Source organism: Dactylosporangium sp. CA-152071 (genome assembly GCF_050936335.1).
Lineage (GTDB): Bacteria > Actinomycetota > Actinomycetes > Mycobacteriales > Micromonosporaceae > Dactylosporangium > Dactylosporangium maewongense.
Genome location: NZ_JBNJMZ010000001.1, coordinates 2200293 through 2216262, shown reverse-complemented (window position 1 = coordinate 2216262; position 15970 = coordinate 2200293). Strand labels below are relative to the sequence as shown.

Genomic DNA, 15970 nt, shown 5'->3' with positions numbered 1-15970 from the left:
GTAACGTCCATCGGGTCGGGCATCCTGCGAACCCCACGGACGGAGCGGCCCATGGCTCGCCATCGTGGCCGGATCGGCCCGTTCCCCAGGTGGACCGTCGCCGTGGCTGCCGTGGTGCTCGTCGCGGCCGGGGCGGCGCTGTGGTTCGTCGCGGCCGGTCGCGGTACACCGGCATCCGACGCGCGCACGCCCGCCGGTGCCGGCACGCATGCCCCGGTGTCGCCGTCCGCCTCGCCGAGCGGTGACTGTGCCGCCGCGCTGGTCGCCAAGCTCACCCTGGAGCAGCAGGTCGGTCAGCTCCTCATGATCGGCACACCGATCGGGACGCCGCTCAACGCCGTCCAGGCGATTCAGCGGTACCAGTTGGGCGGCATCTTCCTGGCCGGCCGCAGCACGGCGTCGGCGGCGTCGCTGCGCCAGTCGATCGAGCAGCTGCAGGCGGCCGCGGCCAAGTCGGGGCTCGGCCTGCAGATCGGCGTCGACCAGGAGGGCGGGCAGGTCCAGACGCTGAAGGGCGCCGACTTCCCGGCCATCCCGTCCGCGGTCAACCAGGCCAAACTGGACGACGCGACGCTGAAGGCCAACACCGCCGAGTGGGTCGGCCGGCTCAAGGCCATCGGCGTCACCATCGACCTGGCTCCGGTCGCGGACGTCGTCCCGGCCTCCGTCGGCAAGGCCAACCCCCCGATCGGCGGCTTCGACCGCCAGTACGGCGCGACCCCCGAACCCGCCGCCGCCGGCGTCGCCACCGTCGTGACCGCGATGCAGGGCGCCGGCGTGCTCGCCACGCTCAAGCACTTCCCGGGCCTCGGCCGCGTCCGCGTCAACACCGACACCTCCACCGGCGCCCGCGACGACATCACCACCGCCGACGACCCGGCCCTGCAGCCCTTCACCAGCGGCATCGCGGCCGGCTCGGCGGCGGTCATGATCTCCTCGGCGACGTACCCGAAGCTCGACCCGGCCAACATCGCCGCGTTCTCCGAGCCGATCGTCACCGGCCTGCTGCGCCAGAAGCTCGGCTTCGACGGCCTCGTGCTCTCCGACGACCTCGGCGCCGCCACCGCGGTCGCCTCGGTCCCGCTCGGCCAGCGCGCCGTCCGCTTCATCAAGGCCGGCGGCGACATGGCCCTGTCGGTGAAGCTGTCCGACGCCGGCCCGTGGACCGAGGCGCTCGTGACCGCCGCGAAGGGTGACCCCGCGTTCGCCGCCCGGGTGACCGAGTCCGCGACCCGGGTGGTCCGCGCCAAGCTCCGCGCCGGGCTGGCCCGCTGCGGCACCTGAACCGCGGCGGACCCGGCTACAGTCGCGATCATGCCGGCCACCTTCCCCTCGCACGCCGCCGCCGTCCTGCCGCTGAAGCTGTGGCGGCCCGCGTGGTTCGACGGGGTCGCCCTGGTCATCGGCTCGGCCGCGCCCGACCTGCCGTACGCGATGCACTGCCGCCCGCCGTTCACCAAGGGCCACACGTGGTGGGGCGTGCTGGCGTCCGTGCCCGTCACGACCGCGGCGACCCTGCTGGTGCGCCGGGCGGCACCGGAGGTCGCCGCGCACCTGCCGGGCCTCGGCCCGTTCGCCGTCCGTGACTACGGCGCCCTCGCCCGGGCCCGGCACCCGTGGTGGGTCACGGCCGGCTCGGCACTCATCGGCGCCGCCAGCCACGTCGCGTGGGACCACCTGACCCACGACACGGTGACCGGCACCAGGGTCGGTCTGCCGCGCCTGGCCCGGGAGGTGCTGCCGGGGGTGCCGGCGTGGGTGCCGCTGCACCTGGCCTCCAGCGCGGTTGGTGCGGCGGCGTGGCTCGCCATGTCGGCGAGGCTGGGCCGCACCCGCAGGATCGCCGCGTGGCACGGCCCGGCGCCGCACGTCCAGCGGCGACCCGGGGCGTTCTGGGGCACCGCGGCGGCGGTCGGCGCGGCAGGCGCTGCGGCAGCCGCGCTCGCACCGCAGCCCCGCCGCCGGTACGTGCGCTTCCTGCCAGCCGTGCCTCAGCCAGCGGTGGTCTCCGCGCGCCTCCTCGGCGTGACCGCGGCCGCCCTCATGACTGCCGCCGCCGTGCACCGCGCGATCACGGCAAGGCGACACCCTGCCGCCGAGCTCCACTGACCGCCGCTGCCGTCACGCCCGGCGGCACCCAGCACTGCCCCACGCCGAGTGGTGTGCCTGTTCGCCGTGTTCGCTGACCGCCGCCGCTGTCGCCGACCGCCGACCCAGCACAACTGCCCGCCTGCTCTGCCCGCCTGGTTTGGCCGCCTGGTCTGGCCGCCTGGTCTGGTCACTTGGTCTGGTCACTTGGTCTGGTCGTATGGTCTGGTCGCTTGGTCTGGCCCTCAACGAGCCCTCGATGCAGGAGACGCAGCCGTGGCGCTGGCGTATCGACCGGGACAGGCCCGCCCTCCACGCGGACGGGAATCAGCGGCTGGCCGACGCCTGACCCGACGGCGCCCTGGTCTGGTCGCCCCCGGTCTCTTCGCTTCGTCCGGTTGCCTTGCTCACGCCATGACATTGGTCAGTGCCACCGGGCCGCCGCCCGCGGCGGCGGCGTCAGCGCCACCAGGCCGCCGTCTGCAGCACGGCGTCCAGGCAGGGGCCGACGCCGGCGCCGGTGACCGTCCCCACGAATCCGGCGAGCCCGGCCAGGCCGGCCAGCGCCGTCGCGCGATCCGGCGCGGCGAGCGCGTGCCGGAGCACCGCGAGCGCCAGCGGCGTCTGCGCCGGGTCGGCCGCGACGCAGGCGGCCGCCTGCCGCGCCATTGCCGCCATCGTGACGTCGTCGGACGCCTCGGGGGCGTACCGGGCGACGAGCGCGGGCGGCAGGTGCGGCGCGAGCCCGGCCATCGCCCACGTGCGGTCGTGCTCGCCGGGCAGCGCGACCGCGACCGCCATGGCGCGGTCGAGCCGGCCCGGTGACAGCACCGGGCCGAGCGTCACCAGCATGCATGCCTGCCGATGGTCGGCCGCGGCGACGAGGACGGTCGCCAATGCCTCGCCGACGAGGGTGTCGCGCTCGTCCACCGGCAGGTGCGGCAGCAGGACGGTCAGCGCGTCGAGCCGGTAGGGCAGGTCGACGATCGAGGCGGTCGCGGCGAGCGCGTGGGCGAGCACGTCGGCGCGCCGGTCGCCGGACAGGTACGGCAACAGTGCGGTGAGCGCCTCCACGCTGCTGACGTCCAGGTCGAGGGTGGCGGCGACGGCCCGCTCCAGCTGGTCTGCCGAGAGCAGGGGCAGCAGCGCGGGCAGCTCGCCGGGCAGCGCGTAGCCGCGGTCGCCGGCGGTGGCTGCCGCCAGGGCGACGGCGACGGCCGACTGCCGGTGCCCGTCCGGAAGGTGCGGGGCGAGCGTGGCGAGTGACCGGACGAACGGCACCGGCGCCGCCGCCCGCGTGTACAGCTCGTGCAGCAGGTCGGCGGGCAGGTACCGCACGAGCCCGGCGAGCGCGGCCGCATGGTCGTTCATGACGCGGATGGCGGCGAGCGACTCGACGGCCGTGGCAAGGACGGCGGCACGGTCCTCGGCCGGCAGGTACGGCAGCAGCGCGCCCAGCGCCTCGGCCCGCAGGCGCCCGTGTGCGACGCCCAGGACCGCGCCGGTCGCCCGGCGCAGCAGGTCCGGGGGCAGCGACGGCGCCAGCCGGGCCAGCAGCCCGGTCCGGGGCCCGGGGTGCTCGACCGCGACGGCGGCGTCAAGGGCCGGCGCCGTCGCGGCGGGCAGGTGCGGGACGAGCGCGACGAGCACCTGCGCCCGGTGGTGCGCGTCGCCGAACGCGGTCGCGGCGCGCAGGACGTCGCCGAGCCGGTCAGTGCGCAGGTGCGGCACGAGCGCGACGAGGACCCGCACCCGGGCGGCGTCGTCACCGACGACGACGGCGGTGTCGGCGAGTATCCGGCGGAGCAGGGCGCCGCGCCGCTCGGCCGGCAGCCGCCGGGCCAGTGCGACGCGCACGGACACCGCACCGCTCCCGGGCGGGCCGCCGGCGGCGACGGCCAGGGCCGGCTCGACCTGGTCGGGCGGCAGATGGGGCACGAACGACAGCAGCAGCCGCTCCCGCTTGTGCCGGTCGGCGGCGGCGACGGCCAGGGCCGCGGGCCAGTGCCGGTCCGCCAGGTGCGGGGCGAGGCGGGCCAGGTCTGCGGCGTCCGGGTCGGCCGCGAGGTCGGCGAGCACGGCGTCGAGGCAGCGGTGGAGCCGGTCCGGTGGCAGGTGCGGGACGAGGGCGAGCAGCGCCGCCGTGCGCTGGTGCCGGCCGTTGACGGCGGTGGCCGCGGCCACCGCACGGTCGATGACGGTGGTCCCGGCCCCGTCCGGCGCGTGCGGCAACAGCGCGGTCAGCACCGCCGCGCGGGCGGACGGGTCGGCCAGCGCGTCGGCGGCGGCGAGCACGCCGCGGCGGGGCCCGGCCGGCAGGCGCGGTGCCAGGGCGGCGAGGAGGTGGGCCCGCGCCGGCTTGTGGTTGCTCGCCAGCGCGGTCGCGAGCAGCTGGGGCAGCCACCTGTCCGGCGCGTGCGGCACGAGCAGCGCCAGCATCCTGGCGCGGTGGTACGGATACGGGCTGTCCGCCGCGGCGACCGCGGCCCGCTCCAACTGCCGGGTCGAGAGGTACGCGGCGACCCCGGCGAGCGCCTCCTCGCGGTCCACGTCGGGGCAGGCGACGGCCGCGTCGAGGGCCTCGGCGACGACCCCGGCCCGCAGCTCGGCCGGCAGGTGCGGCAGGAACGCGGTCAGGATCCCGGCCTGCCAGGCCGGCACGCCGATGCCGGCCGCCACCGCCATGGCCTGCCGCAGCTGCTCCTGCGACAGCATCGGCGCCAGGACGGCGACCAGCTTGCACCAGATCCCCTCGTGGTGGTCGGCCGCGACCTCCAGCACGTGCCGCACCTGGTCCGTCGACAGGTGCGGGGCCAGATCGGGCAGGACGTTGCGGAAGCCTATCTCGTCCATGGCGAGGACCGTGTCGAGCGCGGCGGCGACCGCGGCGGCGCGGTCCCCGGGCACCAGATGCGGCAGGAGCGCGACCCATCCGTAGACCCGCTGGTACGGATCCCGTGTGCCCGCCACCGCCGCCGACGCCAGGGCGAGCAGTTCGGGCCGGTCCGCGACCGGCGCATGGGGCAGGAGGCCGAGCAGGCCCTGGCCGTGCCCGGGGCGGATCCGGCGGTCGCGGTGCAGGTGCGCCACGGCCTGGCGCACCGTCCAGAGGCCGTCGGCCACCGCCAGCTCGAGCAGGTCGGGTGCGACGGCGGTACGCCTGCCGCGCAGGCTCGCGGTGACCAGGCCGAACCAGATCTCGTCGTGCAGGGCGGGTGCGGGCCGCCCGGCCTCGACGGCGGCGTCGGTCCGCGCGGCGGCGGCGCGCCGGGCCGGCTCGACGTCGTCGAGGTAGTCCTCGATCGAGCCGTGCGTCTCGTGGGCCCGGCACCAGGCGTTGACCGGCCCGGTGTCGGTGTCGACCGAGGTGAGCAGCAGCTGGCGCAGGTCCTCCCACCGGCCGTCGCGGGCGAGACGCCGTGCCGCGTCCCGGTCGTTGATTGGCGTCTCGGACATGCGGCGCACTGTGTCAGACCCGGTCAACTCCCGTGCCGGTCATCCGCCTCGCGCGGCGTCGTGCACCCGCTGCGTGACGGTGAACGGCTCCACGCCGGCCAGGGCGACCGCGGCCCGGAACCCGTTTCCGCCGCTCGCCATTGCTCAAATCACCACGCGCCACACCGGTTCAGCGAACGAAACCCATGATCCGCGAGACAGAACCCAGACGGGGTTATGGGCTGAGGCGGTGGGTGAGGGCGGTGTGGCGGCCGCTGCCGACGGTGCGGACCGCGGCGGCGAGGGCGCGGCGCGAGCCGACCAGCACGACGAGGCGCTTGGCGCGGGTGACGGCGGTGTAGAGCAGGTTGCGTTGCAGCATCATCCAGGCGCTCGTGGTCAGCGGGATCACCACGGCGGGGTACTCGGAGCCCTGGGAGCGGTGGATGGTCATCGCGTACGCGTGCTGCAGCTCGTCGAGCTCGTCGAAGTCGTAGTCGATGGACTCGTCCTCGTCGGTGCGGACGGTGAGGGTCTGCTCGTCGGGGTCGAGGGCGGTGACGACGCCGAGGGTGCCGTTGAAGACGCCGGCCTGGCCCTTCTCGTAGTTGTTGCGGATCTGCGTGACCTTGTCGCCGACGCGGAACACCCGGCCGCCGGCGCGGCGCTCCGGCTGCCCGTCGCGGGACGGGGTGAGGCGCTCCTGCAGCAGGGCGTTGAGCGCGCCGGCGCCCGCCGGGCCGCGGTGCATCGGGGCGAGCACCTGCACGTCGCGGCGCGGGTCGAGGCCGAACTTCGCCGGGATCCGGTGGTGCACCACGTCGACGGTGAGCTGCGCCGCGGCCTCGGTGTCGTCGCACGGGAAGAGGAAGAAGTCCCGCATGCCCTGCACGACCGGCGGCAGGCCGGCGTTGATCCGGTGCGCGTTGGTGACGACGCCGGAGTCGGCGGCCTGCCGGAAGACCTGCGTGAGGCGTACCCGCGGGACGGCCTCCGCATCGAGGACGTCGCGCAGCACCGCGCCGGCGCCGACGGACGGCAGCTGGTCGACGTCGCCGACGAGGAGCAGGTGCGCGCCGGGCGGCACCGCCTTGACCAGCTTGTTGGCGAGGATGAGGTCGAGCATGGACACCTCGTCCACGACGAGGAGGTCGACGTCGAGGGGGTTGTCCCGGTCGAAGCTGGCGTCGCCGCCGGGCTGGAGCTTCAGCAGCCGGTGTACGGTCGCGGCGGGCTGCCCGGTCAGCTCGGACAGGCGTTTGGCGGCCCGCCCGGTCGGGGCGACCAGCAGGATCTTCGCCTTCTTCGCGGCGGCGAGCTCGACGACCGACCGGACGGTGAAGCTCTTGCCGCAGCCCGGGCCGCCGGTGAGCACCGCGACCTTCGAGGTGAGCGCCAGCCGGACCGCCTGCTCCTGCTCGGGTGCCAGGTCGGCGCCGGTGCGCGAGCGAAGCCAGGCGAGCGCGCGGGTCCAGTCGACGCCGTGGAAGTGCGGCATCCGGTCGCCCCGCCCCCGCAGCAGGGTCAGCAGCGCGTTGGCCAGGGACTGTTCCGCGCGGTGGAACGGCACCAGGTACACGGCCGGCCCGTCGTTGCCGGGGACCGTCTCGCGCACCACCCCTTCCTCCGTGACGAGCTCGTCGAGGCAGCGGGTGGCGAGGTCCGCGGGCACGTCGAGGATCTTGGTGGCGTCGGCGACCAGCTGCGCGGCGGGGAGGAAGCAGTGCCCGTTGTCGGTGGCCTCGGAGAGGGTGTACTGGAGCCCGGCCTTCACCCGCTCCGGGCTGTCGTGCGGGATGCCGACGGCCTGGGCGATCGCGTCGGCGGTCTTGAACCCGATGCCCCACACGTCGGTGGCCAGCCGGTAGGGCTCGGTCTTCACGACGTCGATGGACTTGTCGCCGTACTGCTTGTAGACGCGCACCGCGATCGACGTCGACACGCCGACGCCCTGGAGGAAGACCATCACCTCCTTGATGACCTTCTGCTCCTGCCACGCCGCGGTGATCTTCGCGGTGCGCTTCGGTCCCAGGCCGGGCACCTCGACGAGGCGCTCGGGGTGCTCCTCGATGACGGTGAGCGTGTCGAGGCCGAAGTGCTCGACGATGCGTTCGGCGAACACCGGGCCGATCCCCTTGATGAGCCCGGAGCCGAGGTAGCGGCGGATGCCCTGGATCGTGGCGGGCAGCACGGTGGTGTAGGAGACGACCTCGAACTGCCGCCCGTACTGCGGATGCGACGACCACCAGCCCCGCATCCGCAGGCTCTCGCCGGGCTGCGCCCCGAGCAGGGCCCCGACGACGGTCAGCAGGTCGGTGCCGCGCCCGGTGGCGACGCGGGCGACGGTGTAGCCGGTCTCCTCGTTCGCGTACGTGAGCCGCTCGAGGACCGCTTCGAGCACCTGCGGCGCCGGGCGGGAGGCGGCAGGTGGCGGCACGCGCACCATGGTGCCCCGGCCGCCACCGTCCTGGCAATCCGGCTCAGCGGGGCAGGCGGCGCGCCACGTAGACGACGTTCACCGCGTACCGGTCGGTGCCGGGCAGCACGCTCGCCGCCGAGTCGACGCCCCGCGCGATCCGGTCGAGCCCGCGCCGCTCGTACCAACCCTGTGTCAGCATCGAGAAGCCGCGCCGCTCCACGGTCTCGAACCCGTGCCTGGCCAGCAGCCGGTCGACGTCGTCGTGCGACAGCTCGGCGAACCACCGCTGCCCCCGCAGCCGGTGCGCCCGCAGGTGCCTCAGCGAGTTGGCGTTGCCGTGGTTCTCGATGACGAGCAGCCCGGCGCCGGGGTCGGGCAGGGCCTTGGCCGCGAACGCGAGGGCCCGGTCGCGGACGGTGTCGTCGACGTTGAGCAGCAGCCGGAACATGGTGACGAGCGTGGGTCCGTCCGCCGGTGCGGGCTGCGGCACGGGGCCGTCGGCCGGGATCGCGTGCAGCCGCGCCCGGGTGCCGACCTCGGCGGCCTTGGCGAGCATGTCGGTGGACGTGTCGTAGCCGTGGGCCTCCCGGACGAGCCCGTGCAGGCTGCGGATCGCCCGGCCGGTGCCGCAGGCGAAGTCGTGCTGTACCGGTCGCTGGTCCGGTCGCTGGTCCGGTCGCTGGTCCGGTCGCTGGTCCGGTCGCTGGTTCGGGAACGACCGCCGGACCAGGGCCCGCAGGTACGCCCGCTGCCGCTCGTTGATCCGTGACGCGTAACTGCCGGGTGCGTAGGTGACGTGCTCGTACTTGTCGACCGCGCCGGTGTGCTGGAACACCCGCGCGTAGTTCGTGTCCAAAGCTGATCCCCGTTCAGTTGTGCCGCCCTACCCAGGCCAACCGCGCCATGACGGATCGGATACGGCCAGCTACGGTCCGCAATCTTTCGAGACCTACGCTGAGGGTATATACGCGGCGTATACTCTCGGCGTATGGTGATCGGCATGAGCGTTCCCCTCACGCTGCTCGGGCTCCTGGAGCGCGAGCCCAGCCACGGCTATGACCTCAAGCGCGACTACGACACCTTCTTCGGCCGCGGCAAGCCGCTGTCGTTCGGGCAGGTCTACGCGACCCTCGGCCGCCTCGCCCGAGACGGCAAGGTCGTCATCAGCGACGTCGAGCCGGGGGAGGGGCCCGACCGGAAGCGGTACGTCATCACCGACGCCGGTGCCACCGAGGTCGACGCGTGGCTCGCCGAGCCCGTCGAGCCCGAGCCGCACCTGCAGACGGTGCTGTTCGCCAAGGTCGTGCTGTCGCTGATGCTGGGCCGCTCCGCCGAGGACTACCTGGACATGCAGCGCAGCGCCCACCTGCGCCGCATGCAGCAGCTGACCGAGATCAAGCGCGCCGGCAACCTCGTCGACGCGATGCTCGCCGACCACGGCCTGTACCACCTCGAGGCCGACCTGCACTGGATCGAGACGACGGTGGCTCGTCTCGACGCACTCACGAAAGAGGTCCGTCGATGATCGAGGCCCGTGATGTACGGCTGTCGTTCGGCCAGACACCGGCGCTGCGCGGCGCCACCCTCGCCGTCGAGGAGGGCGAGATCGTCGCCGTGATGGGCCCCAGCGGCTCGGGCAAGTCGACGCTGCTGCACTGCCTCGCCGGCATCCTGGTCCCCGACGAGGGCGAGATCCACTTCGACGGCGCCCGCATCGACCGGCTCGACGAGACCCGCCGCAGCACCCTGCGCCGCGACCGGTTCGGGTTCGTGTTCCAGTTCGGCCAGCTCGTGCCGGAGCTGACCGCCGAGGACAACATCGCCCTGCCGCTGCTGCTCGGCGGCGCCCGCCGCGCCGACGCCGTCGCGCAGGCCCGGCCCTGGTTCGCCCGGCTCGGCCTGGACGGCCTCGAGCAGCGCCGCTCCGGCGAGCTGTCCGGCGGCCAGGCGCAGCGCATCGCCCTCGCCCGGGCGCTGGTCGCCAAGCCCCGCGTCCTGTTCGCCGACGAGCCGACGGGCTCCCTCGACTCGCTCACCGGCGAGCAGGTCATGGACCTCATGGTCGACTCCGCCCGGGCGCAGGGCACGACCGTCGTGCTCGTCACCCACGAGGCCCGGGTCGCGGCGTACGCCGACCGCCAGGTCGTCGTCCGCGACGGCCGCGTCCACGCCCTCGCCAGGAGCGCGTCGTGATCCGGTTCGGGCTGCGCCTCACCCTCGCGAGCGGCCGCGAGGCCGCGATCAGGCTCGCCGTCATGGCCGGCGCGGTCGCGCTCGGCGTGTGGCTGCTGCTGAGCACCCTCGCCGGCGTCAACGCCGTCGACGGGCAGTTCGCCAGGCTGGCCGCCCTCGGCGCGCACACCCCGTCCGACGGCGGCCCGCTGTGGTGGGCCGAGCGGAACGGCGAGTACCACGACGGGCAGAGCATCACCAGGATCGACGTCGCCGCGCTCGCCGCCGGTGCGCCCGTTCCCCGGGGGCTGCCGCGCTTGCCGGGGCCGGGGGAGTACTTCGTCTCGCCGGCTCTCGCCGACCTGATCGACGCGACCCCCGCGGACCAGCTCGGCGACCGTTTCCCGGGCCGCCGGGCGGGGTTCATCGGCGACGCCGCGCTGCCCTCGCCCGGCACGCTCAGCATCGTCGTCGGCGGCACCCCGGAGTTCGTCTCGCAGCTGTACAACGCGCGCCGCGTCAGCGCGTTCCCCACCGATGCGATGGGTGTGCCCGTCGCCGCGCTCGACCTGATCCTGTCCGTCGTCGCCGGCGGGCTGCTCTTCCCGGTGCTCATCTTCATCGGCACCGCGACCCGGCTCAGCGCCGCCCGGCGGGAGCAGCGCTTCGCCGCGATGCGCCTCATCGGCGGCACGCCCCGGCAGATCTCCGTCGTCGCCGCCGTCGAGTCGACCGTCGCGGCACTGCTCGGCACCGCCGCCGGGTTCGCGCTGTACCTCGCACTCCGCGAGCAGGTCGCCGGGATCCCGTTCACCGGCATGCCGTTCCAGCCCGACGATGTCACCCTCGGCCCGCTGATGGCCGTGGCGGTCGCGGTCGGCGTGCCCGTCGCCGCCGCAGTCGCCGCCCGGGTGGCGCTGCGCCGGGTCCGCATCTCCCCGCTCGGCGTCGTGCGGCGTGTCACGCCGAAGCCGCCCCGCTGGTTCCGCCTGCTCCCGCTGCTGCTCGGCATCGGCGAGCTCGCGTTCTTCATCGGCCGGGTGCCAGAGAGCTCCAACAAGCAGGTCGCGGTCTTCCTGCCCGGGCTGCTGCTCATCATGGTCGGCCTGGTGATCGCCGGGCCGTGGCTGACGATGGTCGGCGCCCGGGTGCTCGCCCGCCGGGCGCAGCGGCCCGCGACCCTCATCGCCGCCCGCCGCCTGAGCGACAACCCGTCGGCCGCCTTCCGGGCGATCAGCGGCGTCGTCATCGGCCTTTTCGTCACCACCACGGCCGTCGGCATCATCCGCACCGTGACCGAGGAGCGCGGCCGGCACGTCGACGCGCTCTCCGCCGCCACGCTGGTCACGAAGTTCGAACGCGATCCGGACAGCATCCCCGCGCCGGTCATCGCCTCGCTGACGGCCCAGTCCGGGGTCCGCTCCGTCACGATCGTGCGGGGCGACCCCGAGCGCGACGGCGACTACGCCGGGTTCGCCCTGTGCGCCGACCTCGCCAAGGCGCCCGAATACGGCCGCTGCGCCGACGGGGCGACGGTCGCCTGGGTCCACGATGACCTGCTGGGGTGGCGAATCGCGCACGGCGCCGGCGTCGTCTGGCCGGCGGCACCCCTGACCGAGGCGCAGCTGGCCGCGCTGCCCGTGATGGCGGTCGTCACCAGTACCGACGGCGCCACCGCAACCCTGGAGCGGGCCCGCACCACGCTGGAGCGCGCGTTCCCCGACCTGCGGATCCAGCCGGTGACCGAGCGGGACCGCGCCGAGGACCAGAACTCGCAGCTCGCCGGCTTCGAGCAGCTCGCGGCGGTCGTCATCTTCGCGAGCCTGCCGATCGCCGGATGCAGCCTCGCGGTCGCCGTCATCGCCGGTCTCACCGATCGCAAACGGCCCTTCAGCCTGCTGCGGCTCACCGGTGTACCGCTCGCGGTGCTGCGACGGGTCGTCGCCCTGGAGAGCGCGGTGCCGTTGCTGGCCGCCGCCGCCCTCGCGATCGGGGCCGGGCTGCTGGGCGCGCAACTGTTCCTGAAGGCGCAGATGGACTACACGCTGCACCCGCCGTCACCGACCTACGCCGCGATCGTCGCCGGTGCGCTGCTGATGTCCCTGGCCATCATCGCCGCGACGTTCCCGCTGCTGCGGCGCATCACCGGCCCGGAGACCGCCCGGAGCGAGTGAGCCCCTTGTCGCCGCGCCACCCGCAGGTTGACGGCAGGCGTCGATCTACGATGTCCCGATGGCGTTCTACCTTCCGCTGGGCTCCGGCCGGTTCGCTTCGACAGCACACACGCGGGGGCCGTGGGACGCGGGATCGCAGCACGCCGGGCCGCCGGCGGCGCTGCTCGGCCGGGCGGTGGAGCAGATTGCGCCGCCCGGCATGCGGGTCGCCCGGCTGACCTTCGAGATCGCCAAACCGGTCCCCATCGCGGAACTGTCCGTGGAGGCGCGGATCGTCCGGCAGGGGCGCAGTGTCGCGCTCGTCGAGGCGGCGATCGAGCCGTTCATGCGCTGCACCGCGCTGCTGATCCGCGCGGGGGCGGACGTGGTGCCCGCCGCGGTCCCGCCCCCGACCGTCCACCTCGACGGCGCCACCGTCAAGCCGCTCTACCCGACGACCCACGACGTCGGCTACCACACGGCGATGGACTTCCGCTTCTCCGAGGGCTCGTTCCTGGAACGCGGCCCGGCGACCGCCTGGCTGCGCATGAACGAGTCCCTTGTGGACGGTGAGGAGCCCAGCCCGCTGACCCGCGTCCTGGTCGCCGCCGACTCGGGCAACGGGATCAGCAACGAGCTGGAGCTGCGCAGCTTCCTCTTCGTCAACGCCGACCTGACCGTACATCTGCTGCGGCACCCGATCGGGGAGTGGGTGTGCCTGCGCTCGGCCACCTCCATCGACCCCGCCGGCATCGGCCTCGCCGACACCGCCCTGCACGACCAGCACGGCCCCATCGGCCGATCGGTCCAGAGCCTTTTTGTCGCACCCCGCCGGTAGGGTGATTCTCGTACAGGTGATCGAATATTGGCGTATGGTGATCGCATGGTGGACAGTGGACTCAGTGACCGGCAGCAGCGCGTTCTGACCGTGATCCGCGGCTGGGTCGAGGAGCACGGCTATCCACCCACGGTGCGCGAGATCGGCGCGGCCGTCGGCCTGGTCTCGACGTCGTCGGTGTCGCACCATCTCAAGTCGCTGGAGCGCCTCGGCTATCTGCGCCGCGACGGCCGCTGGCCCCGGGCGATGGACGCCAGGGAGGGCGTGCGCGCCGAGTCGGGCGACGCTCAGCCCGGCACTGGCTCCGGTGCCGCGGCGTGCGAGGTTGGGCCGGGTGCCGGCGGCGACGGCCGCGCTGGGGCGGACCGTGGTGACGGCGGCGCTGACGTCCGGCTCGGTCCTTGGGCCGGGCTCGCGGGTGACGTGCGGTTCGGTGCTCGCGGTGATGACGGGGCCAGGGGCCGCCGCAGCGGTAGTGGCGCTGACGTCCGGCTCGGGCCCTGGGCCGGGGTGGCGGATGCCCTCCGATCCGGGACCCGGAGCGACAATCGTGCCGAGGGCGGCCAAGTTGACGACGTGACCGACGTCCGGACTGGGAGCCAGATCCGGGCCAGATCCGGCGGGCGGGCCGGTGCCCACGGCGCGTCGGGCACCATCCACCGTGACGCCGGGGTCAGCGTGCCGGTGCTCGGTGCGATCGCCGCCGGTCAGCCGATCCTCGCCGAGGAGCAGGCTGACGACGAGCTGACCCTGCCGTCCTCGCTCGTCGGCCACGGCAGCCTGTTCGCCCTCCGGGTCAAGGGCGACTCGATGATCGAGGCCGCCATCTGCGACGGCGACTTCGTCGTGGTCCGCCGCCAGCCGGTCGCTGACAACGGCGACATCGTCGCCGCGATGATCGACGGCGAGGCCACCGTCAAGGTCTACCGCCGCCGCGACGACGGTCATGTCGACCTCATGCCCCGCAACCCTGCGTACGACATCATCCCGGGCGACGAGGCCACCATCCTCGGCCGCGTCGTCAGCGTGCTGCGCCGCCTCTGACCCCTGCCGCCACCGCGCCGCCGTCCGGCCCGTGTCCGCGGCCGGCGTCTGTGGCCCGTGCCGGTGGGCGGCGTCGCGGCGTCGCGGCGTCGTCCAGGGCGTGTCCTGGCTGGATCGTGTCCGCACGTGTCCGCACGTGTCCGCCGGGACCTGCCTTGGGCCCGCGCCCGCCGACAGTGCCGCGGGTCGTGTCCGCAGGTCGGTGCCGCGCCGCGTTGCCGGGCGGTGTTCCTTGCCCCGCCGCCCGCCGCCCGCCGCCCGCCGCCCGCCGCCCGCCGCCCGCCGCCCGCCGCGGGTCGTGGGTCGTGGGTCGTGTTCGCAGGGTCGGTGCCCGGGCCGCGTTGCCGGGCGGTGTTCCTTGCCCGTGTCCGCAGGGTGTGGTCTGGGTTGTGTTCCCGGGCTCCGTCGGCAGACAGTGCTGTCCGGGCGGTGTTCCCGGGCAGTGTCCGCAGGGGGCGCTGTCCGGTTGTGTTCCCGTGGTCGGGTCCGCAGGGGGCGCTGTCCGGTTGTGTTCCCGTGGTCGGGTCCGCTGGGGCGTGGGCTGGTGGGCGGCGGTGGTTGTGTGGCGGTGGGGTGGGCAGAAGGGGCGGGTGGAGCTGGAGTTCGGCGAGGCGGGGCTGTCGGGTGTGGTCGACCTGATGGTGCGGGTGGTTGAGGCGGCCGGCGCGGTGGTCATCTTCGTCGGGGCGGTGGTGGCGTTCGCGCGGTTCGTGGTGGTGGCCGTGCGGACTCGGCGGGTCGAGGGGTTCACGCAGGTCAGGCTGGGGCTGGGGAGGTTTCTGGCGTTGGGGCTGGAGTTTCAGCTCGCCGGGGACATCCTGCGGACGGCGATCGCTCCGACGCTGCGGGAGATCGGGGAGCTTGCCGCCGTCGCGGCGATCCGGACGGGGCTGAACTACTTCCTCGGCCGCGAGATCAAGGAGGAGCGGGAGGAGCTCGCCCGGGGGAAGGACGCGGCCGCGCCGTGATGCGGGTGCTGGTGGAGTACGCGGCGCTGGGGTGCGTCGCGGCGGGGGTGGTCGCGGGGTGGGTGACGTTCGCGGTCGGGCGGGACCTGCGGGGCGCGCTGGGGGTGGCGCTGGACTTCTGGCTCGCGGGCGGGATGCTGCGGCTCTCCGTCGGGACGGACTGGCAGCCGCTCGCGGCCGCGGCGGCGATCCTCGTGGTCCGGAAGCTGCTCGTGGCGTCGGTGGGCCGGTCCCGGGGTCGTTTGCGGAAGCGCAAAGAAGGGTAGCCATAACAGCGTTAACCAGGTATGTCCACGTTTGGAGGGACTCGTGTCGACCGACGCGATCGTTGTGCTCAAAGAGGACCACAAGACCGTCAAGCGGCTCTTCAAGGAGTTCCAGTCGGTGGGGGACGCGGCGAAGCGGCGCAAGGCCGAGATCGTCGGCAAGATCCTGGAGGAGCTGACCGTCCACACGTACCTCGAGAACGAGGTCATGTACCCGGAGGTCCGCAAGCTGCTGCCGGACGTCGAGGACGACGTGCTGGAGTCGTACGAGGAGCATCACGTCGCGGACGTGCTGTGCTTCGAGCTCGCCACGATGAGCCCGGACGACGAGCACTTCGACGCGAAGGTGACGGTGCTCATCGAGAGCGTGACGCACCACATCGACGAGGAGGAGCAGGAGTGGTTCCCGAAGGTCCGGGCGGGCCTCGGTCGCAACCAGCTGCAGGAGATCGGCGCCCGCATGGAGGAGCTGCGGCCCAGCGCGCCGAAGAAGCCGACCCAGCCGAAGGCGCTGAAGAAGGCGCTCGACGCGATGACCGCCTGACGGCGAAGACACCCCCGCGCCCCGCATCGGCCCGAGGTCGACA

The 15970-nt window shown here is 74.1% G+C and carries 13 protein-coding genes; 10 read left to right on the top strand and 3 right to left on the bottom strand.

Translation table 11 applies throughout. The annotated features are described in order from the left end of the window. Positions 1-51: 51 nt before the first annotated feature. A complete protein-coding gene (locus ACQEVZ_RS09675) occupies positions 52-1284 on the top strand; it encodes a glycoside hydrolase family 3 N-terminal domain-containing protein (RefSeq protein WP_433364216.1) in 1233 nt (410 codons plus the stop codon). 30 nt (positions 1285-1314) lie between these two features. Continuing rightward, positions 1315-2109, top strand: a complete 795-nt coding sequence (locus tag ACQEVZ_RS09670; RefSeq protein ID WP_433364213.1) for a DUF4184 family protein — start codon at positions 1315-1317, stop codon at positions 2107-2109. 438 nt (positions 2110-2547) lie between these two features. Here ACQEVZ_RS09670 and ACQEVZ_RS09665 read toward each other — a convergent pair whose 3' ends face one another. From ACQEVZ_RS09665 to ACQEVZ_RS09655, 3 genes are all read right to left on the bottom strand, one after another. Beyond that, the gene (locus ACQEVZ_RS09665; RefSeq protein WP_433364210.1) at positions 2548-5544 is read right to left on the bottom strand and encodes a hypothetical protein; all 2997 of its coding nucleotides are present in this window, start codon (positions 5542-5544) and stop codon (positions 2548-2550) included. A gap of 214 nt (positions 5545-5758) precedes the next feature. Further along, on the bottom strand, positions 5759-7960 hold the full coding sequence (gene recD2, locus ACQEVZ_RS09660) for an SF1B family DNA helicase RecD2 (RefSeq protein ID WP_433364207.1): 2202 nt from the start codon (positions 7958-7960) through the stop codon (positions 5759-5761). Positions 7961-8003: 43 nt separating this feature from the next. Further along, positions 8004-8798: a methyltransferase domain-containing protein gene (locus ACQEVZ_RS09655; protein WP_433364204.1), complete on the bottom strand. Its 795-nt coding sequence runs from the start codon at positions 8796-8798 to the stop codon at positions 8004-8006. Positions 8799-8942: 144 nt separating this feature from the next. Between ACQEVZ_RS09655 and ACQEVZ_RS09650 the strand changes: the two genes are divergently transcribed. The 8 genes from ACQEVZ_RS09650 (at position 8943) to ACQEVZ_RS09615 (ending at position 15927) form a co-directional block, all read left to right on the top strand. Then, positions 8943-9467 (top strand): PadR family transcriptional regulator, encoded by a 525-nt coding sequence (locus ACQEVZ_RS09650; protein ID WP_344510649.1) that lies wholly within the window; start codon positions 8943-8945, stop codon positions 9465-9467. Beyond that, on the top strand, positions 9464-10135 hold the full coding sequence (locus ACQEVZ_RS09645; RefSeq protein ID WP_433364200.1) for an ABC transporter ATP-binding protein: 672 nt from the start codon (positions 9464-9466) through the stop codon (positions 10133-10135). Before ACQEVZ_RS09650 ends, ACQEVZ_RS09645 begins: the two co-directional genes overlap by 4 nt. Next, positions 10132-12288: an FtsX-like permease family protein gene (locus ACQEVZ_RS09640; RefSeq protein ID WP_433364197.1), complete on the top strand. Its 2157-nt coding sequence runs from the start codon at positions 10132-10134 to the stop codon at positions 12286-12288. The genes ACQEVZ_RS09645 and ACQEVZ_RS09640 overlap by 4 nt, the downstream gene beginning before the upstream one ends. Positions 12289-12346: 58 nt before the next feature. Further along, entirely contained in the window at positions 12347-13105 is a 759-nt protein-coding gene (locus ACQEVZ_RS09635; protein WP_344510645.1) for a thioesterase family protein, read from the top strand. Between the two features lie 45 nt (positions 13106-13150). Then, positions 13151-14149 carry a transcriptional repressor LexA gene (gene lexA, locus ACQEVZ_RS09630; protein WP_433364193.1) on the top strand — a complete coding sequence of 333 codons (999 nt, stop codon included), beginning with the start codon at positions 13151-13153 and terminating at the stop codon, positions 14147-14149. A gap of 590 nt (positions 14150-14739) precedes the next feature. After that, positions 14740-15117 carry a DUF1622 domain-containing protein gene (locus tag ACQEVZ_RS09625; protein WP_433376701.1) on the top strand — a complete coding sequence of 126 codons (378 nt, stop codon included), beginning with the start codon at positions 14740-14742 and terminating at the stop codon, positions 15115-15117. After that, a complete protein-coding gene (locus tag ACQEVZ_RS09620; RefSeq protein ID WP_433364190.1) occupies positions 15117-15383 on the top strand; it encodes a hypothetical protein in 267 nt (88 codons plus the stop codon). Before ACQEVZ_RS09625 ends, ACQEVZ_RS09620 begins: the two co-directional genes overlap by 1 nt. A 43-nt stretch (positions 15384-15426) precedes the next feature. Then, a complete protein-coding gene (locus ACQEVZ_RS09615) occupies positions 15427-15927 on the top strand; it encodes a hemerythrin domain-containing protein (protein ID WP_344510642.1) in 501 nt (166 codons plus the stop codon). Positions 15928-15970: the final 43 nt, after the last annotated feature.